The sequence below is a fragment of the Roseovarius sp. MMSF_3298 genome (assembly GCF_030733705.1).
Lineage (GTDB): Bacteria > Pseudomonadota > Alphaproteobacteria > Rhodobacterales > Rhodobacteraceae > Roseovarius > Roseovarius confluentis.
Window position 1 is genome coordinate 106405 of record NZ_JASHIN010000014.1, and the last position, 23302, is coordinate 129706.

The 23302-nt window shown below is 62.8% G+C and carries 23 protein-coding genes; 10 read left to right on the forward strand and 13 right to left on the reverse strand.

All coding sequences use genetic code 11. The annotated features are described in order from the left end of the window. Positions 1-138 precede the first annotated feature (138 nt). Positions 139-1683, reverse strand: coding sequence for a phage/plasmid primase, P4 family (locus RBB18_RS13905; protein ID WP_306111508.1), 1545 nt, complete (start codon positions 1681-1683; stop codon positions 139-141). Between the two features lie 80 nt (positions 1684-1763). Between RBB18_RS13905 and RBB18_RS13910 the strand changes: the two genes are divergently transcribed. Beyond that, entirely contained in the window at positions 1764-2642 is an 879-nt protein-coding gene (locus RBB18_RS13910; protein ID WP_306111507.1) for a calcium-binding protein, read from the forward strand. A 23-nt stretch (positions 2643-2665) separates the two neighbouring features. Beyond that, complete coding sequence (locus RBB18_RS13915; RefSeq protein ID WP_103763183.1) at positions 2666-3991, forward strand: HlyD family type I secretion periplasmic adaptor subunit; 1326 nt, start codon at positions 2666-2668, stop codon at positions 3989-3991. 342 nt (positions 3992-4333) lie between these two features. Here the strand turns inward: RBB18_RS13915 and RBB18_RS13920 are convergent, their stop codons facing one another. Next, positions 4334-4855: a winged helix DNA-binding protein gene (locus RBB18_RS13920; RefSeq protein ID WP_103763184.1), complete on the reverse strand. Its 522-nt coding sequence runs from the start codon at positions 4853-4855 to the stop codon at positions 4334-4336. 221 nt (positions 4856-5076) lie between these two features. Between RBB18_RS13920 and RBB18_RS13925 the strand changes: the two genes are divergently transcribed. From RBB18_RS13925 to RBB18_RS13955, 7 genes are all read left to right on the forward strand, one after another. After that, a complete protein-coding gene (locus tag RBB18_RS13925) occupies positions 5077-6048 on the forward strand; it encodes a TRAP transporter substrate-binding protein (protein WP_306111506.1) in 972 nt (323 codons plus the stop codon). A 73-nt stretch (positions 6049-6121) separates the two neighbouring features. Beyond that, positions 6122-6670: a TRAP transporter small permease gene (locus tag RBB18_RS13930; RefSeq protein WP_103763186.1), complete on the forward strand. Its 549-nt coding sequence runs from the start codon at positions 6122-6124 to the stop codon at positions 6668-6670. A gap of 9 nt (positions 6671-6679) precedes the next feature. After that, positions 6680-7975, forward strand: a complete 1296-nt coding sequence (locus RBB18_RS13935) for a TRAP transporter large permease (RefSeq protein ID WP_306111505.1) — start codon at positions 6680-6682, stop codon at positions 7973-7975. A 1-nt stretch (position 7976) separates the two neighbouring features. Then, positions 7977-8735 (forward strand): allophanate hydrolase subunit 1, encoded by a 759-nt coding sequence (locus RBB18_RS13940; RefSeq protein ID WP_103763188.1) that lies wholly within the window; start codon positions 7977-7979, stop codon positions 8733-8735. Further along, on the forward strand, positions 8732-9745 hold the full coding sequence (locus tag RBB18_RS13945; RefSeq protein WP_103763189.1) for a biotin-dependent carboxyltransferase family protein: 1014 nt from the start codon (positions 8732-8734) through the stop codon (positions 9743-9745). The genes RBB18_RS13940 and RBB18_RS13945 overlap by 4 nt, the downstream gene beginning before the upstream one ends. A gap of 14 nt (positions 9746-9759) precedes the next feature. Next, complete coding sequence (locus RBB18_RS13950; RefSeq protein ID WP_306111504.1) at positions 9760-10539, forward strand: LamB/YcsF family protein; 780 nt, start codon at positions 9760-9762, stop codon at positions 10537-10539. A 145-nt stretch (positions 10540-10684) separates the two neighbouring features. Further along, the gene (locus RBB18_RS13955; RefSeq protein ID WP_274593137.1) at positions 10685-11446 is read left to right on the forward strand and encodes a class II aldolase and adducin N-terminal domain-containing protein; all 762 of its coding nucleotides are present in this window, start codon (positions 10685-10687) and stop codon (positions 11444-11446) included. Positions 11447-11830: 384 nt separating this feature from the next. On the opposite strand, the gene RBB18_RS13960 is transcribed toward RBB18_RS13955, so the two are convergent. The 5 genes from RBB18_RS13960 to RBB18_RS13980 form a co-directional block, all read right to left on the reverse strand. Continuing rightward, positions 11831-12241, reverse strand: a complete 411-nt coding sequence (locus RBB18_RS13960) for a hypothetical protein (RefSeq protein ID WP_306111503.1) — start codon at positions 12239-12241, stop codon at positions 11831-11833. Next, positions 12231-12383, reverse strand: a complete 153-nt coding sequence (locus RBB18_RS13965; protein WP_306111502.1) for a hypothetical protein — start codon at positions 12381-12383, stop codon at positions 12231-12233. The genes RBB18_RS13960 and RBB18_RS13965 overlap by 11 nt, the downstream gene beginning before the upstream one ends. A gap of 276 nt (positions 12384-12659) precedes the next feature. After that, positions 12660-13193, reverse strand: a complete 534-nt coding sequence (locus tag RBB18_RS13970; protein WP_306111501.1) for a type II toxin-antitoxin system antitoxin SocA domain-containing protein — start codon at positions 13191-13193, stop codon at positions 12660-12662. 60 nt (positions 13194-13253) lie between these two features. Then, positions 13254-14210, reverse strand: a complete 957-nt coding sequence (locus tag RBB18_RS13975; RefSeq protein ID WP_306111500.1) for an IS1595 family transposase — start codon at positions 14208-14210, stop codon at positions 13254-13256. Between the two features lie 114 nt (positions 14211-14324). Beyond that, the gene (locus RBB18_RS13980; protein WP_103763439.1) at positions 14325-14879 is read right to left on the reverse strand and encodes a YqgE/AlgH family protein; all 555 of its coding nucleotides are present in this window, start codon (positions 14877-14879) and stop codon (positions 14325-14327) included. A gap of 149 nt (positions 14880-15028) precedes the next feature. Between RBB18_RS13980 and RBB18_RS13985 the strand changes: the two genes are divergently transcribed. Continuing rightward, the gene (locus RBB18_RS13985; protein ID WP_306111499.1) at positions 15029-15838 is read left to right on the forward strand and encodes a protein-disulfide reductase DsbD domain-containing protein; all 810 of its coding nucleotides are present in this window, start codon (positions 15029-15031) and stop codon (positions 15836-15838) included. On the opposite strand, the gene RBB18_RS13990 is transcribed toward RBB18_RS13985, so the two are convergent. The 6 genes from RBB18_RS13990 to RBB18_RS14015 all read right to left on the reverse strand — a co-directional run bounded on the left by RBB18_RS13990 (position 15817) and on the right by RBB18_RS14015 (position 23300). Beyond that, positions 15817-19209 (reverse strand): efflux RND transporter permease subunit, encoded by a 3393-nt coding sequence (locus RBB18_RS13990; protein ID WP_103763192.1) that lies wholly within the window; start codon positions 19207-19209, stop codon positions 15817-15819. The genes RBB18_RS13985 and RBB18_RS13990 overlap by 22 nt on opposite strands. 3 nt (positions 19210-19212) lie before the next feature. Beyond that, positions 19213-20667: an efflux RND transporter periplasmic adaptor subunit gene (locus RBB18_RS13995; RefSeq protein WP_306111498.1), complete on the reverse strand. Its 1455-nt coding sequence runs from the start codon at positions 20665-20667 to the stop codon at positions 19213-19215. Positions 20668-20763: 96 nt separating this feature from the next. Further along, entirely contained in the window at positions 20764-21306 is a 543-nt protein-coding gene (gene moaB, locus RBB18_RS14000; RefSeq protein WP_274593133.1) for a molybdenum cofactor biosynthesis protein B, read from the reverse strand. Between the two features lie 7 nt (positions 21307-21313). Further along, complete coding sequence (locus RBB18_RS14005; protein WP_306111497.1) at positions 21314-21928, reverse strand: LysE family translocator; 615 nt, start codon at positions 21926-21928, stop codon at positions 21314-21316. After that, on the reverse strand, positions 21928-22521 hold the full coding sequence (locus tag RBB18_RS14010; protein ID WP_274593131.1) for a metallophosphoesterase family protein: 594 nt from the start codon (positions 22519-22521) through the stop codon (positions 21928-21930). Before RBB18_RS14010 ends, RBB18_RS14005 begins: the two co-directional genes overlap by 1 nt. Beyond that, positions 22518-23300, reverse strand: a complete 783-nt coding sequence (locus tag RBB18_RS14015; protein ID WP_306111546.1) for a uracil-DNA glycosylase family protein — start codon at positions 23298-23300, stop codon at positions 22518-22520. Before RBB18_RS14015 ends, RBB18_RS14010 begins: the two co-directional genes overlap by 4 nt. Positions 23301-23302 lie beyond the last annotated feature (2 nt).

Below are 23302 nucleotides of genomic sequence, written 5' to 3' on the forward strand. Positions count from 1 at the left end.
CCTTTCTTGCCACCGTGGTGGCGGCGGACGGGTAGGGTGACGGAAGTGACACTTCGCTACATATAGACCGTATGCGCGCGCGTATGTGTGTGTGCGCACGCGCGTATACGGTGGATAAGGGCCAAACCGTCACTTCCGTCACCCCTTGAGTCTCAGGCCGAGGAATCCGCGACCGTGGTTTCGCCGCGTATCAGGCCAACCTCTTGATTTCATGTCTTTTTGCAGCGTACGAAGCGTCCATGGGTGCAGCCCCTGGCGTTCGCACCAGAAACCGAACCGCTGGTGCAATTCGCTGGTCGTTACGAAGCCGTCAGGCGTTGAGACGGTTTCGTGGGACAGGAATTGTCCCAAAGTGTCCTCGTCATCCATGTATTCGGTCGAGGCAGCCGCCACGCTGGCTGGTACATCCAGACCGCGCTTCTGCCACTCGACAGCGCCGTCAATGGCCCAGCGAAGGATCTTCGGACCTTCTACCCGAAGCTTGTCGGCAAGGTCAGGATCCCGCTTTTCGGCTGGGATAGTGACTGTGAAGGGGACCAGGACCACGCGTGCCCGGATTGCTTCATCGACCCCCCGGAACGATGGCTGGTTGTTTCCTGCAATCATCAGGGTCAGTTGAGGATCAAAGTCGAAGAAGTCGCCGCGCATGAAGCGTGCGGTCATCCGGTCGCCGCCGGTCAGGTCTTTGATGACCGACTCGTCCCAAGTCTTTCCTACCGGTAGCTCCGACCCCGCCACCAGACGCGCGCCCTGAAGGCCTGCAAGCCCGGTGGAGTGCTTTTCTACCGCGCTGTTGAGGAAGGTTTCTGCCGCCGCTCTGCGCGCATAATCGCCCCAGAGGTCGAACAGCGTGTTCAGGAAGACCGACTTGCCGTTCCGGCCCGTGCCGTAAAGGAACAGCAGCTTATGCTCGGTCGTTTGGCCGGTCAGGGCGTATCCTGCTGCGCGCTGCATGAAGGAGATAACCTCCTGGTCGCCCGCGAACACGTCATTGAGAAAGCGAAGCCATAGTTCGGGCTGCTTGCCTGTTGGAGCAGGAGCGCATGCCGTCAGTTTGGTGATGTTGTCCGTGCGCAGTGCATTGCGAAGCCGACCGGTGCGCAGGTCAACCGTACCGCCAGGAGTGCCCAGAAGCATCCTGTCGCCGTCGAAGTCTTCCGCCCCCGCCACACTCGCCGGATTGGACCTCGCAAGGCTCTCCACCGCTGCAACAGTGACTTTGCTGCGGAGTGCGCGAGCCTGCTCTTTGGCCCAGCGGCGCAACTTGTCGCCTTCACTTTCGCCCTTGTCCTGGTCGAGCTTTGCAGCCTTGTGCTCTGAGGCCTCTACAAGGTCACTGGCACGATCCCGAAGAAAGGCGCGCGTGCGGGTGAGGTGGCCCAACTTGTCGTCGGCCTCCCATCGCGAACCACTCCAGAACAGCCACTTGTTCCATATGGCGGCGTATCTGCCGTTCTGGTCGAAATCCTGGCTACCAAGGTCCGTCGCAAGCGCGTCGTGGCTCAGGTCGATTTCAATGGTCTGTCCTGTGCGCGGTTGTTGATCGGCATTTGCCGCACGCCCGGTTTTTTCATTCCAGCCAAGGGACGCAGGTGACTTCCCAACCTTATCGCACAACCAGAACGCGGCAGCTTTTGGCGAGCGGGCGTCGCCGAATGCCTCAACAACGTCGATAGGTGTCATCGTGGTCTCTGGTCCAAAATCCTGTATGCCGTCTGGATGGAGGCTCAAGTCTTCTTCGAAGTCGCGGCCAAGGTCTCTGGATGAAACGCGCCAACCGCCCGTGGCCCGACGTGGTTTCGGGCGGCGCCGACGATGACCTGCTTTCCGGTGAGGACGGCGACGATCTGATCCTTGGCGAAGCCGGCGACGACGATATTTCAGGGGACGCTGGGGATGACGTTTTGTTCGGCGGGGAAGGTGCCGACCGGCTTGATGGCGGCGTCGGTGATGACGTCCTGTCGGGCGAGGACGGCCAAGACAGCCTTGTCGGAGGCGACGGCGATGACATCCTGATCGGTGGCGACGGGGCCGATACCGTCGAGGGTGGGGCCGGCAATGACCGGGTGATCGCCGACGATGATGACGCCGACGACACCTACCTTGGTGGCGATGGTCACGACCAATTGGATTATTCCGGGGCAAGCGAAGCAGTCGAGTTTGACCTGATCGTGAAAAAAGCTTCTGGCGAAAGTGTTGGCGAAGACAGCTTTGACGACTTCGAGCATTACAGGGGTAGCAATTTTGGCGACCATTTCGTCGCCGGTGAGGGGCACGCCGTCATGTCCGGGAACGGTGGTGCCGACACGTATGAGTTCCAGCAGGGCGACACGGTCTCTTCTATGCCATCGTCCTACATGATCACGGATTTCGATGACGACGACCGCATTTGGATCGGTTCGGGTGCAAGTCACAGGGAGATCCGCCAAGCACAGAGATCGCTGGAAGAGCGCATAGAGGAAGATCTGGAAGATTACGCCGAAGAGGTCAACGCAGCTGAACCTCAACTGACCTTTCGCCACGATTGGACTGACACGTATCGCAGAACGATTATCGAAGTCGACCTCGACCGGGACCGGATTGTCGACTTTGAACTGACAATTGAAACAGACCAGATTCTGATAGTCGAACAAGGCTGTTAAAGTGAACGCGAGGGAAACTTCAAATGAGTGATGCCAAACGCAATTCGGAAAAGACAAATCGCAGCGCCGCCTTCGATAAGATCAGCGGACGCATCGTGCTGGGCGTGACCATGATGTTCGGGTTGTTGGGTGGCGTCGGCGCATGGGCGTTCAACGCAAACCTTACCGGCGCGGTGATCGCGATGGGCACCGTGAAGGTGGACCAGAACCTGAAGCAGGTTCAGCATCGCGACGGCGGAATCGTCGAGAAGATATTCGTGCGCGAAGGCGATGAGGTCGAGGCCGGACAAGTTCTGTTTCGTCTCGACGACGCACAGTCCCGTGCGGAACTGTCGATCTTGTCGGTTCAGCTTGACGAGGCCGAACTGCGGCGTGCCCGACTGATTGCTGATCGTGACGGCGAGGAAGAAATCCGTTTCCCCGAGCGCTTCGCCAGTGCGGACCCGCAGCAAAGCGAGTTGATGTCAGGGGAACTTCGTCTGCACGCCGGCAATATCAAGAACCGCACCAACCAGCGCGAGCAACTTGAACTCAGCATCGTGCAGGTAGAAGAGGAGATTGTGGCACTGGAATCGCAGCGTTCTGCCCTGGTCGATGAACTGGCGCTGGTCGAGGAAAGCCATGATCGGGTTGTCAGCCTGTTCGAGAAGGGTTTGATCCAGACGCCGCGCGTTGACGAGGCGAAACGCGAGCTTGTTCAGATGCGCGGCAAACTTGGTGAACTCGACGCGAATATCGCGCGCTCCGGTTCCCGTATTAGCGAAATCGAGATGCGTATCCTCTCGGTGGACGAGGTCGCCCGGAACGAGGCGCAGCGGGAACTCTCGATTGTGGAAACACGCATACAGGAATTGTCCGACAGGCTGACAGCTGTGCAGGACCGGCTGTCACGGACCGAGATACGTGCACCGATTTCCGGTCGCATCAACGAGTTGTCGGTCTTTACCGAAGGTGGTGTCATCACGCCGGCGGAAGTTCTGGCTACGATTGTTCCATCGTCCGCAGAATTGCGGATAGAGGTGCAATTGCCCACCACTTCGATTGACCAGGTTTATCTCGATCAGAGTGCCCGCATTCGCTTTTCTTCGTTCAACCATCGTACGACGCCCGAGATCCTCGGTGTGATTTCGCAGATATCACCTGCGACCACTATTTCGAGCGCAACCGGCGAGCCGTTCTACATCGGCAATGTTGATATTCCGCCTGAAGAGATGAACCGGCTGGACGGCCTCGTCCTGTTGCCGGGAATGCCTGCAGAAATCTACCTTTCGACACAAGAGCAAACAGCCGCGTCCTATTTTGCAAGGCCACTCATGGATCAATTCGAGCGCGCCTTCCGCGAGGAATAAGCGCCTTGCTTCGCGCTTATCAAGACTTCGGTGATCAGCGAGCGCACCCGAGGTGAAGCCGGCGAGGATTTCGGAATTGGGCGTTCAACGCCGACACGTCAGAGGAGGCAGGTCCTTACGCCCCGGAGCCCGGAGGTCTGCGGGCCGAGCTGCGGCGGCTTTGTGGATTGATCACGCGTATAGGCGGCTTGTTGCAGCTTACCCGGTCGAGCCGGCAACCTGACAAAGCTCCATTCCGCGCTCACGTATTTCGAGCGGATGGTTCGTGAAAGGGGTGAGCGCGAGTTGTGGTGGGCGCGGCAGTGGAGTCGGGCGCCGCGCCCCCGGGAAAATCGAGGGGTGCTAAAGTGAGGCGGCCGCGCGGCTGGCCTGATCGTACTGGCCCGAAAGGCCGCGCAGGATGCGGGCAATTTCACGCAGTTCCTCGCCGCTCAGGCCGGTGCCGCCGGACGCGTCAAGCAGGCATTGGCGGCGCACGTCGCGGTAGGATTGGCAGAGCGCGCTGCCCGCGTCCGATGTGCGATAGAACACTTCCTTGCCGCGCTTTTCGGACACGATCAGACCGGCCTTGGACAGCTTTCGCAGCGCGTAATTGACGGTGTGCGTGTCCTCGATGTTGAGCAGGAAGCAGATGTCGGACAGGCGCTTGTCGCGGTTGCGGTGGTTGGTGTTGTGCAGAATCAGGATGTCGAGCGGGTTGAGCTCGCCCTGTCCGGCGGCGGCCATGCAGCGAGTCATCCAGCGGGAGAACGCGTTGTAGGCGATGATCAGGCCGAATTCGAATTCGGAAAGTTCCCAGCCTTCGCCCTCGGCCAGATGGCGTGAGGAGACGATACGGCGGTTTTCCGATTGGGATTTTTCCATTCTTCGGCCCTTCTTTCTTTGGCGAAACGCTGGCATTTCGTTGACTTTTTCACATTCAAAGCCGTCGCACAATGCTTTGAGGGTGGCCGCGTAGGCTGGCCTGCCGCTGCATGAGTGGGCCAAGCCATTCGCCGATAGCAAACCCGATTTGACAAAACGTTGACAAATTGCAAGCGTATCGTCAATATTCCGACATTGAATAATTCACAGGGAGAAATGTGATGACACTGATGAAGACATTGGGTGGCGCGGCGGTTGCCGTGGCGGCGCTGGCCCTGCCGATCAAGGCCGAGACGTGGGACATGCCGACGCCCTATCCGGATGCCACGTTCCACACGGTCAACATCGCGGAGTTCGCCAAGGACGTCGAGGAGGCGACCGGCGGCGACCTGGCGATCAAGGTCCATTCCGCGGGCTCGCTGTTCAAGCACCCCGAGATCAGCAAGGCCGTCCGCAGCGGTCAAGTGCCGGCAGGCGAGTTCTTCCTGTCGCTGCTGGCGAACGACAACCCGGTCTTCGGGGCGGATTCGCTGCCCTTCCTGGCCACCAGCTATGACGAGGCGCAGGCGCTGTGGGCCGCGCAGGAAGAGGTGATCACGCAGCTGCTGGACGAGCAGGGGCTGATGCCGCTTTACGCCGTGCCGTGGCCGCCGCAGGGGCTGTATACCACCAAGGAGATCACGTCGGTCGATGACCTGGCGGGTCTGAAATTCCGCACCTACAACGCCACGCTGGAGCAGTTCGCGAACCTGGCCGGCGCTGCGCCGACGCAGGTGGAAGTGCCGGATATTCCGCAGGCGTTCAGCACCGGGCGTGTGGAGGCGATGATCACCTCGCCCTCGACCGGGGTGAATTCCAAGGCGTGGGATTTCCTGACGCATTACACCGACATCCAGGCGTGGATTCCGAAGAACATCGTCGTGGTGAACAAGCGGTCCTTCCGCCGTCTGGACGAGGACACGCAGACCGCCGTGCTGGAAGCCGCGGAGGCCGCCGAGGCGCGCGGCTGGGAGATGAGCAAATCCGAAGCCGAGGAGATGACGCAGGTCCTGAAAGACAACGGCATCACCGTGGTCGAGCCGTCCGAGGAACTGACGACCGGCCTGCAAGAGATCGGCGCCCAGATGCTCGAAGCGTGGAAGGAAGAGGCCGGCGAGACCGGTCAACAGCTTCTGGACGCCTACGAAGGCTGACGCACGCATACCGGCCCGAGGCGCGCGCCAAGTCGCGCCCGGGCCATCCTTCATCCAAACAGGGAGACACCTCATGCGGCGCGTTCTCGACACGCTTTACCGTGCGGCCGGCGGGCTGGCGGCGCTTTTCATCCTTGCCATCGTCGTGCTGGTTTTCGCGCAGGTGGCGCTGAACCTGGCCGACAAGATCACCGTGGGGCTGACGGGCAAGGGGCTTGGGGTCACGATCCCGTCCTACGCCGATTTCACCGGGTTCTTCCTGGCCGCCGCGAGTTTCCTGGCGCTGGCCTATACGCTGCGGGCCGGCGGGCACATTCGGGTGTCGCTGGTCACGCAGGCGCTGGGGGAGCGCAGCCGACACGCTTTGGAAATTGTCGTCACCGCGATCGGCCTTGTCATGTCCGCCTATGCCGCGTGGTTCATGATCCTGCTGGTGCTGGAGTCGCACGAGTTCGGCGACAAGAGTTCCGGCATGGTGTCGGTGCCGCTTTGGATCCCGCAGGTGCCGGTGGCGCTGGGATTGATCATTCTTGCCATCGCGCTGACCGACGAGCTTGTCGCGCTGTTGCGCGGACGCTCTGCCAGCTGGACCGGCAAGGGCGAAAACCTTCTCAACGAGTGAGGTGCGCCCATGTCCGTCACGGTTCTTTCGATCATCCTGCTGGTCCTGCTGTTCGCGTTTCTGGGCGCGGGGTTGTGGGTGGCCTTTGCGCTTCTGGGTGTGGGCATCGCCGCCATGGCGCTGTTCAGCGACGCGCCGCTGGGGCTGGTCATGGCGACCACGCTTTGGGGGCATGGCAACAACTGGGCGCTGGCCGCGCTGCCGCTCTTCATCTGGATGGGTGAGATCCTGTTCCGCTCGCGCCTGTCGGACGACATGTTCGCGGGCCTGTCGCCCTGGATGAACCGGCTGCCGGGGCAGCTTTTGCATGTCAACGTCTTCGCCTGCGGGATCTTCGCCGCAGTCTCTGGGTCGTCCGCCGCCACGGCGGCGACCATCGGCAAGCTGTCGATCCCGGAGCTGACGCAGCGGGGCTATCCCGAAAAGATGGTGATCGGCACACTGGCCGGCTCGGCCACGCTGGGATTGCTGATCCCGCCGTCGATCATCCTGATCGTCTATGGCGTGGCGACCGAGCAATCCATCGCGCGGCTTTTCGTGGCGGGCGTCCTGCCCGGCGTTCTGTTGGTGGGGCTGTTCCTGGGCTACGTGATCCTGTGGGCGCTGTTGAACCGTGCGCGGCTGCCCGACGAGTCGCTGGCGGTGAGTTTCATTGAGCGGCTGCGCCGGTCGCGGCGGCTGATCCCGGTCATGTTGCTCATCCTCGGCGTGATCGGCTCGATATATGCCGGGCTCGCCTCGCCCACGGATGCCGCCGCGGTGGGCGTGGTGCTGGCGCTGATCCTGTCGTGGAGCACCGGGACGCTGACGAAACAGAGCTTCATCGACGGGCTGATGGGCGCGACCGTGACGTCTTGCATGATCGCCTTCATCCTGGCGGGTGCGTCGTTCCTGACCGTCGCGATGGGGTTCACAGGCATCCCGCGCATCCTGGCGGAATGGATCGGGTCGCTGGGGCTGTCGACTTTCACGCTGCTGGCCGCGCTGACCGTGTTCTTCGTCATCATGGGCTGTTTCCTGGATGGGATTTCGGTCGTGGTGCTGACGGCATCCGTGATCATGCCGATGGTGAACGAGGCCGGGATCGATCCCATGTGGTTCGGCATCTTCCTCGTGATCGTGGTTGAGATGTCGCAGATCACGCCGCCCGTGGGCTTCAACCTGTTCGTGCTGCAATCGCTGACCGGGCGCGACATTCTTTACCTGGCCAAGGCGGCCTTGCCGTTCTTCTTGCTTATGGTGGCGGCGCTGGTGATCATCTCGGTCTTCCCATCCATCGTCACCTTCCTGCCGGGGCAGATGTAGGATGAGCGACACTGGCACAGAGCAGGTGGCCGCATCGGACTGGCCGAGGATCCGCACCGTTGGAGTGGACGGGATGCTGGTCAGCTTCGGCGATCGCCTGAGCGAGCCGGCCAACCGCGCCGCGCTGGCCTTTCGCGCCGCGCTGGACCGGGCGGCGCCGGAGGGGGTGGAGGAGACATCCACATCGCTGGTCTCGGCTTATGTCCGGTTCGATCCGGTGCACCGCGATCACGCCGGGTTGCGCGCCGATCTCGATGCGTTGTTGCAGGATCGCGACTGGTACGAAGCCGACCTGCCGCAGGGGCGGCGGGAATGGTGTATTCCGACGGTCTTCGGCACCGACCTTGCGCCGCAGCTGGAAGAGGCCGCTGCGGCGGCGGGGATGACAGCGGACGAGGCGATTGCCTCGATCTCGGAGACGGTCGTGCGGGTGCAGACCATCGGGTTCGCCCCCGGTCAGCCCTATCTGGGCGAGCTTGGGCCGGACTGGGACATCCCCCGCCAGAAGGCCCTGACCGAGCGCATCCCCGAGGGCGCGCTGGCGGTTGCGATCCGGCAGTTGGTGCTGTTCTCCGTTTCCACCCCGACCGGGTGGCGGCATATCGGGCAGACCGGGTTTCGGCTGTTCCGGCCCGAGGCCGACACGCCCTTCGTGCTGCGCCCGGGCGACGCGGTGCGGTTCGAGCCGGTGTCGCGGGAGCGCCTTGAGGCGATGAAGGACGATCCCGATGGCGGTGCCCGCGCGAAGGAGGTGACATGAGCCGGGCGCTGATCGTACGCCGCGCGGGCCCTGGCCTGACGCTGCAGGACCGGGGGCGGCCGGGCTACATGGGGTTTGGGTTGTCGCCGGGCGGTGCCGCCGACCGGTTGGCGCTGGCCGAGGGCGCGGCGCTTTTGGGACAGGATGACGGGCTGGCCGCTTTGGAAATGGCGGGGATGGGCGGCGAGTTCGAAGCGGACAGCGACATGCGTATCGCCCTGACCGGCGCACCGATGCGGGCGGCCATCGACGGCACAAGGGTGGCCTGGCACGCCAGCCATGCCCTGCCCGCCGGGGCGCGGCTGACCATCGGCGGGGCCGAGGCGGGCAGTTACGGCTATCTGCACGTGGGTGGCGGTTTTGCCGGCGAAACGTGCCTTGGGTCGCGCAGCGTTCACGTGGCAAGTGGGCTGGGATCGGCGGTTGAGTCCGAGGCGCGGCTGGAAATCGGCGAGGAGAGCGCCCCTGTGGAGGTGAACCGGCTGCTGCCGGTCGAGCCCCGCTTCGCGGGGGGCACGGTGCGTGTCGTGCCGAGCCTGCAGACGGATTTCTTCGACGCCGGCCAGATCGAGCGGTTCGAGACGACCCGGTTCAAGCGCGATGCGCGAGGTAGCCGCATGGGGGTGCGGCTGGATTTCGACGGCGAGGGCTTTCATAGCGATGCGGGCCTGAGTGTGCTGTCCGAAGTGGTGGTGCCCGGGGACATTCAGATCACCGGCGACGGCGCGCCCTTCGTGCTGTTGGGCGAGTGCCAGACAACGGGGGGATACCCGCGGATCGCGTCTGTACTGCCATGCGACCTGCCGACAGTGGTGCAGGCTGCGCCTGGCACGGCGCTGCGGTTCCGGTTCGTGACGCTCGAAGAGGCGGTGGAGGCCGAGCGCCGTGCCGCAACGCATCGCAAGGGGCTGCGATCGGCGCTGACACCGCTGGTGCGCGACCCGCATGACATACGAAATCTTCTGGCCTACCAGCTGATCAGCGGTGCCACGGCCGGACGAGAGCTTTAGGAGGTGAAAGAGACATGACGACGACGGTGGACCTGAACGCGGATATGGGCGAAAGCTTTGGCCACTGGGTGATGGGCAACGACGCTGCCGTGCTGGATATCGTGACCTCGGCCAATGTCGCTTGTGGGCAGCACGCCGGGGACTGGGACGTGATGGCCAAGACAATGCGCGCGGCGGCAGAGCGCGGTGTGGGCATCGGGGCGCATCCGGGGTTTCCCGATCTGCAGGGCTTCGGGCGGCGTCGGATGTCCCTGCCGGCAGAGAGCCTCGGTAACCTGGTGCGCTATCAGCTGGGTGCGGCGTTGGGCATTGCGCGGGCGGAAGGGGCCGAGGTGCGGCACCTGAAGCTGCACGGGGCGCTGGCCAACATGGCGTCGGAGGACAAGGCGGTGGCGATGACCTGTTACGAGGCCGCGTTGTCGGTCGCGCCGGAGCTTATCATCATGGTGCTGGCGGGCACGGCGCAGCAGGAGGCGGTGGCCGAACTTGGCTGTCGGGCGGCCTGCGAGATCTTTGCCGACCGCGCCTATAACGACGACGCGACGCTGGTTGATCGCAGCCAGCCGGGGGCCGTCATTCACGACCCCGAGGCCGCTGCCGCGCGGATGGTCGAGATGGTGGGGGCCGGGGCGATCATCACGGAAAGCGGCAAGCGCATTCCCACGCGGATCGATACGATTTGTCTGCATGGCGACACGCCCACCGCTGTCGACATCGCGGACCATGTCCGGCAAGCGTTGAAAGAGGCCGGAACGAAGCTGAAGATGTTTGCGGGAGACCCTGTTTCGGCGTGAGGGGCCCCATGTGCCTCGTCGTGCCGCCGCGCGGCCACATTTTCTTTCGCTATGCTGCTGGCTGTCGTGACGTGGGTGTCACGCAGATTGCAACTTCGGTCGCACTGGCGCAGGGTGCTGAAAAAACCCGGAATGGAGATGTATCATGTTGCAGACCAACACCGCGACCACCCCCAACATTGCCCACTGGAAAGAGCGGGTCGAGCTGGCCGCGGCGTTTCGCTGGACCGCACGGTTGAACATGCATGAGGCTGTGGCGAACCATTTCAGCCTGTCGGTCAACGATGACGGAACGCAATTCCTGATGAACCCCAACCAGGTGCATTTCAGCCGGGTGAAGGCGTCGGACCTGCTGTTGATCGACGCCAAAGATCCCCAGACGCTGGACCGGCCCGGCGCGCCGGATCCGACTGCATGGGGGCTACATGGCGGGGTGCATCGGGCCTGTCCGCACCACCGCTGCCTGATGCATGTGCATTCGATCCACGCCACGGTGCTGGCCAGCCTGGCCGACAGCACTCTGCCGCCGATCGACCAGAACTGCGCCACCTTCTTCAACCGCTACGTCATCGACGACGGCTACGGCGGGCTTGCTTTCGAGGATGAGGGCGAGCGCTGTGCCCAGATGTTGGGGGATCCGTCCAAGAAAGTTATGATCATGGGCAACCACGGTATCCTGGTGATGGGTGACACGGTCGCGGATTGCTTTAACCGGATGTATTATTTCGAGCGGGCGGCGGAGACGTATATCCGCGCGTTGCAGACGGGCCAGACGTTGCGGGTGCTGTCGGACGAGGTGGCCGAAAAGACCGCGCGGGAGATGGAAGACTATCCAGAGCAGGGCGACCGACACCTGGCGGAACTGATGGCGATTCTCGACGCGGAAGGCTCTGATTACGCCGCGTGAGACGGGGCGGGCCAAAACTATTGGCGATTGTATATTTGACAAACCACTAACGTAAATGCACCCTCGGACTCCGTTTAAAGGAGATTCGAGAATGGCCGATAACGCTGTAGTTCACATTGGGGAAAACTCGCCAGAACAGGTTGCCTTCAAACTCATGCAAGAGATTTCCAACGTAGAAGGCGTCCAATTGTACTCACATGGAGAAAAACCTGTGTCACGCGAATGGGTCTTAGACACTTACGCTGAGTGCCTTAAAGCTGTGCGGGGGTTCCGCAAGTCTGCATAGTGATAAAGTGATATAGATGCTCTGCTGCCTGCTTTTGCTCAATGGGCGGCAGAGCCGTCTTGGCTACCCACTCCGCAATTTTCATTCGGATTTCAAGGTCACTCACTGGTCATTTCCTCTCCTATGTTTTCGGCGGGGATAAATATCCAACCTTCCTCTACGGCTTTGAGATTCTTTATTACCTCGTCACGTGTGGCGTCTTCTGAGCTAACGCCTACGTACCCAGGAAACGATTTCTGGCTAGGTTTTGCGCTTACTGTTTGTACGCTTTCGCGGATCGCGCCAGCGTCAGCCGCAACCTTATTCATTTGCGCTTCAAGGCGCTCAAGAATCACGGTGTTTTTGGTTACCGCCGTCTCAACGGTATCCATCTTGTTATACAAAAAGCCGATAACACCCAATCCGACAACTACGGACGCAGCAAACACTTTGACGTGCAGAGAAAGTTGATCGCGGATGCCCTGCAGGGCCTGCGCAACCTCACCGAACGTCTCCAAGTCACTTGCCATTATCTTCATCCCTAACGTTGCCGGGCTTCTGCTTAACCAGCTTCTTTAGCTTCTTCTCGAACCGCTCTTCGTCGTCGTCCGTCTCTAGCTGGCGGGCGGCTTCTTTGAACTTGTCGATCTGGCTAGTGGAACGTTCTGACATAGCGCTTAGGCTCCCAAAACTTAACTTCGTGTATGATTAGAAACGGGTCTTGATCCTCGTAAATGACGGTGAGCGAGGGCATACCGATAGAGACACTGCCCTGAAAAGTGAAAGAACGGGTCTTTCCGCTTTCTGTTAGAGCCATCCCTTCCTCTGGGTCATTGGCGATTACAAAGGTCGCAGTCTCCCAAGAAACGTCTGCCCTAGCCCACCTGCCTTCTGCTTCGTTGACCGCTAACCGCACACATTCTTCTTCAATCAATTGACGCTTCATAATTAGGGTAGACTTAACTCCCTAGCGCGGCTCATAGCCCAGTCTAACTCGGCGCCCTCAGGATCCCGGATCCGTTCTGCCAAAATGGCGTGCAGCGGCAGATCATCGCCTTGCCCGACAATCTCCCAACCATAGTCGTGAGATTCTTCGCTGATTTCCGAAGCGGATTTGCCATCCACGTAATCAATCCAATATTGCAGTTCCTTTGCCTGATCGGCGTTAAGCAACCCCGGCTTCGGGGGCTGGCTCGGGACAGGACGACGCATCTTGTGATCATGAAACGCCGTGTCCACGACTGAAATCATGCCAGACTTTTCCATTTCGCTTAGCAGTGGGTAAGCGCCTTTGGGTCGCGGCCCAAACTCATCACGTTGGTACTTAGCGCCTGAGAAAATATCATTATGCAGAGCGTAACGACGAGCCTCAAAGAACCACAGAACCTTAAAGAGTTTGGTCAAGCCCCACCCGTCGCGGTCCCGCACCTGCCAGACCACGTGATGTATCAGAAGCTTGAACTTCTCTTTATCGTACTCCATCACTTTTCTTCCCTTGCGGCCAGGAACCAGTCACGATGCACACGACTGACCGGACCGCTTTCAGGCGTGGTAAGTGTAGAACAAACGCCTGCCTTTTGCACCCTGCAACGCAAGTTGGCTACGATCAGTGTCCTCGATGCCATTTGCTGAGCGGTTGTTGTACCGAAACTCAAACTCAGCAGTATAGCGGTGCAGGTGCTTCTTTGCACAATGCTGATATACGCCCTTCATTCCTCGTTTAAAGATGCTGAAATAGCCTTCAATCGTGTTTGTGTGGACGGTACCGCGACCATATTCACCCTGACCGTGGCGGACGAAATCATGACCAGCAAAGTCACGGCTCAGAAACTTGTACTGGCCCGCTTCGTCAGTGTAGATTACAGCTTCCTTGGCGATGTTCTCTTGCAGGATCGGCAGAAGCGTTGCGGTTTTCAGATCATCCACGACCATACTTTTCGCGCGGCCCGTGTTGCGGTCCACCAGCGTCAAGACCTTGTGCTTGTGTGCGTAGCCACGGCCTTTCTTGGAGCCGTGCGGTTTCTTCGTGCGGTCAACGCCGATGAACGTCTCGTCCACCTCGACCGTGCCACCGCCAGAGCCGAAATCAACACTGTTATCGTTACGCATAGCTTCGCGGATACGGTGCGCCATGAACCACGCGGACTTGTGCGTAATTTCCAGAACGCGGTGAAGCTGGTGGGCGCTGATACCCTTCTTGCTGGACACCATCAGGTGAATTGCTTGCAGCCACTTGTGCATCTCAATGTGGCTTTCCTCGAAGATCGTGCCCTTGCGAACCGTGAACTGCTTGCGGCAATCGCGGCACTTCCAGAGGCCGTGGCGCTCTTTGCCTTCGGGGTGCTTCTTGCTGGCCTTCGTGCGGACGCCCTCAAGACGATAGGCGCGGTCTACTACTCCACAGTGCGGGCAAACCGGACCATCGGCCCAAAGGATGCTCTCAACGTGCGCAAAAGCTGCGGCCTCGTCGTGCATGTAAGGTTTGCTGAGTACGGACATTTCTAACTCCTATCGTCTTGATAAGAATATAGGTACTCAGCGTGGGTTTGTCAAATATACAATCGCCAAACTTTTCCGCAAAAGTTTTGCCAAAAGCTTTGATAAAGCTTTTGGCTAGGCGTGGCCGGCCTCGGAGGAGAGCGTGACGGAGCTGACGCCCAGCTTTTGCAGGGCGGATTCCCACTTGGTTGCGTCAGCGTGGGAGAACACGATTTCCTTGTCGGCCTCGACCGTGAGCCAGGCGTTCTGGGACAATTCGCTTTCCAGCTGGCCGGGGCCCCAGCCGGCATAGCCCAAGGCCACGATGTTGCGCAGCGGACCACGGCCAAGCGCCAGGTCCTCCAGGATGTCCATCGTCGCGGTCATGGCGAAATCGTCGTTCACGTCGAGTGTGGAGATTGCAGAGTGGTAGCCGTAATCATGCAACACGAAACCGCGGCCATGTTCCACCGGGCCGCCGAAATGTACGGGTAGGTTGGTCATGTCCTGGCCCTGCGCGATCTCGAGTTGCTCCAGAAGGTCGCTGAGGCGCAGGTCGTCGGCGCGCTTGTTGACGATGAGACCCATCGCGCCCTCTGGTGAATGGGCGCAGATGAAGACGACCGACTGCGCGAAGCGGTCGTCGCCCATGGCGGGCATGGCGATCAGCAGTTTTCCGGTCAGGTCGATGTCGCTCAAGGCGGTCCCCGGTGGTTAGATTACAGGTCACATGATGGAGGTGCGGGGCGTTCTGTGCAACCATCCTGCCTTGAGAGTGCCGGGATTTCTCGCTTCAATGTGAATTGGCAAAGCCGATGAAACCCGCCATGAGAGGCCCCATGCAGAAGATCATGACCCTTTTGAAAGCCGCCCTGATCGCGGTCTGTGCCGCGCCGGTGTCGGCCCAGGATACCGCCAATATGGTGCGCGTCGATGTGCTGCCCGGATGGCGGGCGTCGGATGGCAGTCACTACGCCGCTTTGCGGCTGGACCTTGCACCGGGGTGGAAGACCTATTGGCGCAGTCCGGGTGAGGCCGGTGTGCCGCCGCTGTTCAACTGGCGCGGATCGCGCAACCTTTCGGGGGTCGACGTGATCTGGCCCGCCCCCAAGCCGGTGCCGCAATTCGGGTTTATGACCATCGGGTACGATGATGACGTGGTTGTGCCGTTGCACATCCGCCCCAAGGCGGGTGGGCGTGACGTGCGGCTGGAAGGCCAGCTGCAAATCGGTGTGTGCAAGGATATCTGCGTGCCGGTCAGCGTGAACGTGGCGCAGGTCTTGCCGAGTGCCGCGAAAAAGCCGGACCCCGCCATCGTCGCGGCCCTGACCGCGCGGCCTTATGGTGCCGACGAGGCCGGGGTGCGGAGCGTTGCCTGCCGGTTGTCGCCCGTGGCGGGTGGCGTGCAACTGACCGCGACGATCCGAATGCCGAAGCTGGGCGTGTCGGAATACGCGGTGGTCGAATCAAGCGACCCCAAGGTCTGGGTCTCGCCGCCCGAGACCACGCGGCAGGGCGACAGGCTGATCGCGCGGACGGTGTTGAGCCATGTCGACGGGCGGTCCTTTGCGGTCGACCGCAGGGGCCTACGCTTTACCGTGCTGAGCCGGGGTGGTGCCGTGGATATTCAGGGCTGTTCGGCGGGCTGACGGCGAAAGGCGTGGCGCAGGGCCACGGCGGTATAGAGCAGAACCACGATCATAAGGGTTCCCGCGATGAAGAGCACCAGTGCTTTCGGCATCGGGGATCCAAAGGCCAGCGCGGCGATCGGTCCGGGCAGGCTGCCGGTCAGTGCCGCAAAACCCAGCGTGGCGGCGAAGAGCGCCGCGATGGCCACCCCGCCCACCAGCATGATACCGCGCAATTCCCCGGGTTTTGAGCGCAGGGCGCGGCGCAGGGAGGCGGTCTGTCGCGCGACGTCGGACTGGATGGCAATGATCGCGGGTACCAGCAGCAGGACGAGGACCATGCCGAAGGCCAGGCCGTAGACCAGCGTTATGACCGTGGGTTTGATGAACTGCGCCTGTGTGGATTGCTCGAACAGAAGCGGGGTGAGGCCAAGCACCGTGGTAAGCGTCGTCAGCATGACGGGGCGCAACCGGTCGACGGCGCCTTCGATGATTGCGGGGACGATGCCGCGCTCCTTGGCGTAATCGTCGATGGTTGTCACTAGCACGATCGAGTCATTGATGATGATGCCGGTCATGCCCAAGAGCCCCACGACCGTGAACATCGACAGCGGCACCTCCCAAAAGGCGTGCCCGTATATCGTGCCGACAAGACCGAAGGGGATGATCGACATCACCACGATGGGCCGCGTCCAGCTGGCGAAAACCCAGGCGAGGACGAGGTAGATCCCGGTCAGCGTCAGGATCAGGCCGAGGCGGGCGTCGTTAAGAAACTCGCTTTCCTGTTCGGCGAGGCCGCCAAGCTGCCATTCGACCTGGTGGACGCTGGCAATGCGGGGCAGGATCTCGGTCTCGAGAGCGGTGCTGATCTCGGCGGCGCGGGCGGGGTCATCTTCGGAAATGTCGCCGGTGACATTGATGTGGCGGATGCCGTTCTCGCGCCGGATTGTGGAGAAGCCCACGCGCTCGGTCACGCTGACGATATCCGCCAGTGGCACGTAGGCGCCGGTGGGCGCGCGGATCTGCATGCGTTCGAGGAAGTCGGCGGTGAGCTCGGATTCCGGCACCTCGACGCGGATTTCGGCGCTGCGGGCGCTGTCGGGATAGGTCGCGGCCTCGATCCCGTTGAGGCGGTTGCGCAGGACGCTGCCCATGCCGTCGATGGTGAAGCCCAGCGCCTGGCCCTGCGGCGTGAGTTCGAGGATCAATTCCTGCTTGTCATAGGCCAAGTTGTCTTCGACCGCCGATACCTCGGGGTAGTCGAGCAGCGCGGATTTGAGCGCTTCGGAGGCGTCTTTCAGCGTCTCGGCACTGGCGCCGTAGAATTCGACGTCGAGCGCGTCGCCGCCGGGGCCCGAGCGCCAGCCGCGAAAGCTGAGTTCCTCGGTCAGGGGGTGGCGGGTGACGGCGTCCTGCAACTCGGCCACGAAGGCGAAGGAGGAATAGGGGCGCAGGTCGGGGTCGATCAGTTCGATGGATATGCCGCCCAGCTGGTCGGGTTCCTTGGTGTCGGCACCGGCAAGGCCGCCGCCGGAATTGCCGCCGATCTGGGCGATGGCGAACTTGATGGGGTTGGCGCCGTAGCGGTCCTCGTAGTCGGCGCCGAGGTCTTCGACGGCGGTCTGGATCTGGCGCATCATGGCCAGTGTGTCCTCGCGCGTGGCGCCGGGGGCCATCGAGAAGTTGCCGGTCACGCTGCCGCGTTCGGGGGCGTTGAAGAAGCGCCATTGCACGTCGCCCTTGATGAAGAGCGCGGCCTGCGAAGCCAGGAGCACGATGATCCCCGCAAGCACCGGGTAGCGGGCGCGGATGACCAGCGCCATGAACGGGCGGAAGGCACGTTCGCGCAGCCAGACGAAGCCGCGGTTCACAGTGCGCGAGGGCCAGTCGTACCAGCGCTCCTTGCCCGCATGGGTGAGCGCATGGGACATGTGATGCGGCAGGATCAGGAAGCATTCCACCAGCGAGGCCGTCAGGACGACGATCACGGTAAAGGGGATGTCGATGATGAGGTCGCCGAAGCGCCCGCCGATGGCGACCAGACCGAAGAAGGCAATGAGCGTGGTCAGGGTGGCGGAGAAAACGGGCAGGGCCATGCGCTGGGCGGCGCGTTCGGCGGCTTGTACGGGGTTTTCGCGATATTTGCGTACACGGGCGTCGGCATGTTCGCCCACCACGATGGCATCGTCCACCACGATGCCGAGCGTGATGATGAGCGCGAAGAGCGAGATCATGTTGATGGTCAGCCCCGCCGCGTACATCAGCGCGATCGCTGCCAGCATTGCGACGGGAATGCCCGCGGCGACCCAGAAGGCGGTGCGAGCGTTGAGGAACAGGAACAGCAGCGACACCACTAACAGGAGGCCGGTCAGGCCATTGTCCATGAGCATGTCGAGTCGGCCGGAGATGGCGTCGGAGCGTGTGTTTATGAGCGTCAGTTCCGTGCCTTCGGGCAGGGTGGCTTCCATCCGGGCGGCGATCTCTTCGACCTGTGCCTGGATGGCGAGTGCGTCGCCATTGGCGGAGCGGTCGACGCGGATCTGAAGGGCTGGGTTTTCGCCGACGAAATACTGGCGTTCGCGGTCGATGCCTTCGACCCGCACATTGGCCACGTCGCCGATGGTAAGCTTGGAGCCGTCGGGGTTGGAGCGCAGGATCAGCGCCTCGATCTGGTCGGTGTCGCGTTTCTCGGTGCCGATGCGGACGCGTGTGGCGCCGCCGGTCACGTCGCCGGCCGGGTCGGTGTCGGCCTCGGCGGCGATCACGGCGGCAATCTCGGCCATGGTGATGTCATAGGCGATGAGGTTCGTCGTGGGCACCTCGACGATAGTGTGCGGCGCGGCGACGCCCTGAAGCGTGGTGCGGGTGACGCCGGCGTCGTAGAGGCGGGTGATCAACTCGTCGGCGAACTGCCCGAGCTGGGGCGTGGCGACGGGGCCAGTCAGGACGATATCGGTGACACGGTCGCGCCATGCGCCGCGGGTGACGCGCGGCTCCTCGGCCTCTTCGGGCAGGTCGGTGATGCTGTCGACGGCGGCCGAGACGTCATCGGCGGCGCGGCCCATGTCCCAGCCCGGCTCGAATTCAAGCTGGATGCTGGCGGTGTTTTCGCGGGATGTGGCCTGAGAGGTTTCCACGCCCTCGACGGCCAGAAGCGCGGGTTCGAGAACCTGCACGATGCCCGCGTCGATATCCTCGGCGCTGGCGCCGTCCCAGAGAACCGAGACGCTGACCTCGTCCACGACGACATCGGGGAAGAACTGTGCCTGCATCCGGGGCGCGGCGGCGAGGCCGAGGACCACAAGAACGACAAGCAGCAGGTTCGCCGCGGTGGGGTGGCGGGTGAAATAGGAGAGCATGCCGCCGGCGCTCTCGGGCAGATCGCGGACCATGGGTTAGCTGCCCATGCGGCGTTCGAGCCGCTCCACGGTCCGTGCCGGCACTTCCGGCTGCTCGAGTTGACCCAGAAGGCGGGTCTTCATGGCGGCGGGAATGTCGGGGCTGTCTTCGACAAACTGGCGCAGCCGGGCGCGGCGGTCCTCGCTGAGTTCCAGCATCTGGGCGGTATCGTCGGACTGGCGCGCGTTGCCCAGCGGGCGCACCTTGAGGCCGGGGCCGAGAAGCGGGCTGCGTTCGGTCACGATGTCCAGTCCGTCGAGGTCATCGCCGGATACGAGGATGTCATTGCCCTGTCGGCGGACCAGCGTGACGGGGACGGCGCGCAGGCGGTCCTCGGCCGTCAGCGCCAGCACGGTGCCGTCCGAGCCGAGCGCCGTGGCGGGCAGACGAACGACGTTGTCGAGGGGCGGTTCCTCGATCAGGACCGAGACGAAGTCGCGGGGTTTGAGGCCTTGGGGGTCGTCGATGCGGGCATAGACAAGACGCCCGGTCTGGCCTTCCTCGACCCCGGCGCTGTCGCGGGTGATGCGGCCGGTGGTTTCCATTTCCAGACCGAAGACGTCGAGACGGATGCGGACGGGCGCGAGGATCAGGTCGCCGTTTTCATCCAGCAGGCGGCGGTGCTGGGCGGTAGAGACGCGGAAGGCCACGTCGAGTGCGGAGGTGTCGATGAGATCGGCCAGTTTCTCGTTGGCGGAAACGAGCCGACCTTCGACCACGCTGACGCCTTGTAACGTGCCGGTGAAAGGGGCGGTGATGGTGGTCTCGTCCAATGCCTTCTGCGCCTCGGCGAGCGCGATGCGGCTGCGCGATAGACGGGTCTGTGCCTGGTCGACACGGGCCTCGGCGGTGGCTTCTGCCTGGCGTCGGGTCAGGACGGCCTGTTCGGCGCTGGCCGCGTCGAGTTCGGCGAGTTCCACGGCGGCGGCAGTGCCAACGCCGCGCTCTTCGAGGTCAAGCTGGCGGTCCAGGGCCCTTTTGCGCAGTTCGGCCTGCGACTGCGCCGCGGCAAGCTCGTCGCGGGCGAGGTTGAGGCCGCGCTCGGCCTCGCGCACCTCGGCCTCGGCATCAGTCAAATCGGCGCGGGCGAGGTCCAGCGCGAATTGTGCGTCCGAAGGGTCGATCCGGGCCAGAACCTGCCCGTCGCGGACGCGGCCGCCATCCTCGAACAGCGCGGTCAACTCGGTCACGCGGCCCGGCGCATCGGAGCGGATTTCGAGCGTCCGGCGGCTTTCGACCTCGCCATAGGCGGTCAGGACGGGCGTCTGGGTGCCCGGCTCGGCGGTCACGGTGTTGACGGCGAAGACACGCTCGCGCCGCTCGGGCGCTTGGGTTTCGGCGCTCATGCGTTCCTGCACAGCGGAAAAGACGATCTGACCGGCATAGGCGAACAGGCCCACTGTCAGGGACAGCAGGAACAGTCCGGTCAGGCTGTGGCGCAGGAACCGCATTCAGATCAACCTTTTAAGCCACTTGGCGCGGGGCAGTCATACCATATAGATAGACGCTCGCGGCAAGGTTTCATGGGGCTGATACGCGGCCAAAGGTCACTTCCGTCGCAAATGTTCGTCCAGACGCGGCATTATTTCGACGAAATTGCAGGGGCTGTGGCGGTAATCGAACTGGTAGGCCAGGATTTCGTCCCACGCATCCTTGCAGGCGCCGGGGCTGCCTGGCAGGGCGAAAAGATAGGTGCCGTTCGCCACGCCCCCCGTCGCGCGGGATTGCACTGCGGACGTACCGATCTTTTTCATCGAAACTATGGTGAAGACCGTGCCGAACGCGTCGATTTCCTTTTCGTAGACATCCCTGTGCGCCTCGACCGTGACGTCGCGGCCCGTAAGGCCGGTGCCGCCGGTGGAAAGGACAACGTCGATTTCGGGGCTGGCGATCCATTCGCGCAGTTGCTCGGTAATCTGGTCGCGCTCGTCGCGGACGACCATGCGGTCGGAGAGGATATGGCCCGCGGCCTCGATGCGTTCGACCAACACGGCACCGGAGCGGTCCTGGCTGAGGTCGCGGCTGTCGGAGACGGTCAAGACGGCGATGCGGACCGGGATGAAGTCCTTGGTTTCATCGATGCGGCTCATGTTCGGGTCAGGTCCTTTCGATCAGGGCGAGGCGCAGGGCGAGGCCGGTGAAGATGGCGGCGCAGACATAGCCGATGCCGCGGGCAAAGCCGGGCGAGCGGGCCATGCGGCGGCCAAGGCCGCCTGCGAATATGCCGACGGCGGCATTGACGATGAAACCGCCCGCCGCGATTATCGCGCCGAAGACCAGGAACTGGGCCAAGATGCTGCCTTGGGAGGGGTCGATAAACTGCGGCAGGAAAGCCAGCACGAAGAGGATCACCTTCGGGTTTGTCAGGTTCACGATCATTCCATCGCGGAAGGCGCGGGAGGGTTTGATTTCTGGCGTCTCGCCGGTCTGTAGTGGGTGGCGCAAGGCCTGCCACGCGAGCCACAGCAGGTAGGCAATGCCGGCCCAGCGGATCACGTCGAAGAGCCACGGCAAGGTGGCGATCGCTGCGCCGAGGCCAAGGCCGGCCAGCGTGACATGCACCATGCCGCCGAGAACGATCCCGGCGCTGGCGGCCACGGCAGGACGCGGGCCACCGCGCAGGCCCAGGCAGAACATCATGTCCGCCCCGGGCGTGAGGTTGAGCGCGACAGCGGCGGGGATGAAGGCCAGCAGGGTGAGCGGGTCGATCATCAGAGCTCGAACCAGTTGGGGCGGGGGCCGAGATTGACCACCTGCGTCGCCCCGATGCGGCCGGTCACACCCCAGCTGTCGTGGATATGGCCGCAGAGGGCCAGTTTGGGCTGAATGCGCTCGATCGCGTCGCGGATGGCGGTGGAGCCCACGGACATGTCCAGCGAGGTAAGATCGGCGACGCCCTTGGGCGGGGAATGCAAGACAAGGATATCGGCGGTCTCGCATGAGGCGAGCAGCGTCGCGGCCTCTTCGTTGGACAGGTCGCAGGACCAGTCGCCGAAGGGCGTGACCGGCACGCCGTAGCCGAGACCGAAGAGGGAGAGGTCGCCTTGGCTGGTGCCGGTACCATGCAGTACGGTCATATTCGGCAGGGCCGCCGAGGTGAGTTCCTGATAGCTTTCGGCGTTGCCGGGGACGGCGACAATGTGAGCCGTGATGCCCGATAGCATCTCCATCGCCTCGTCCAGCCCGGCGCGGTGGTTGCAGAAATCGCCAGCGCCGATGACGAGGTCGGCCTCGGCGCTGGCGCCGACAAGGTCGGCGGCGCGGGCGCGAGCGAGGTGCAGGTCGGAAAAGGCGAGGATCTTCATGTCTGTCCTTCGAGGCGGGCCTGGAGGTCGAGCAGGTCGGCCCAGGCAGCGCGTTTTTCGTGTGGTTTGCGCAGCAGGTAGGCGGGATGGAACATCGGCAGGGCGGGCTTGCCAAACGCTTGCGTCCACTGGCCGCGCAGGCGGGTGATGCCGCGTTTGCCGAGTGCGGCCTGGCAGCTGATATTGCCCATGAGCACGATCACCTCGGGGTCGGCCAGTTGTACGTGACGTTCCACGAAGGGCAGCATCATGGCGATTTCCTGCGGGTTCGGGTCGCGGTTCTGCGGCGGGCGCCAGGGCAGGATGTTGGTGATATAGGCGCCGGTGTCGGCGTCGTCGTTGCCGCGCGCGTGTCCGATGGCGGCGAGCATCCGGTCGAGCAGTTGCCCGGCGCGGCCGACGAAGGGTTTGCCCTGCTGGTCCTCGTCACGTCCCGGCGCCTCGCCGATGATCATCAGGCGAGCGGAGGGGTGGCCGTCGGAGAACACCAGATTGCGCGCGCCGCGTTTCAGGTCGCAATGCTCGAACGCGGCGAGGGCGGATCTGAGCGCGTCGAGGGAGCCAGCATCGGCGGCGGCGAACCCGGCCTCGGCGGCGGTGTCGACCTCGGTGGGCTTGGCCGGGATGGGGGGCGCGGACTCCGGTTTCCTTGCCGGTGTCAGCTTTTCGGGTACTTCGTAGCGGTTTACGGGCGTGTCGCCGATCGCCTCGGTCGCGCCGAGATCAATCTGCCAGTCGAGCATGGCAAGGGCGGTGTGCGAATCCAAGGGGGCGGTCATGG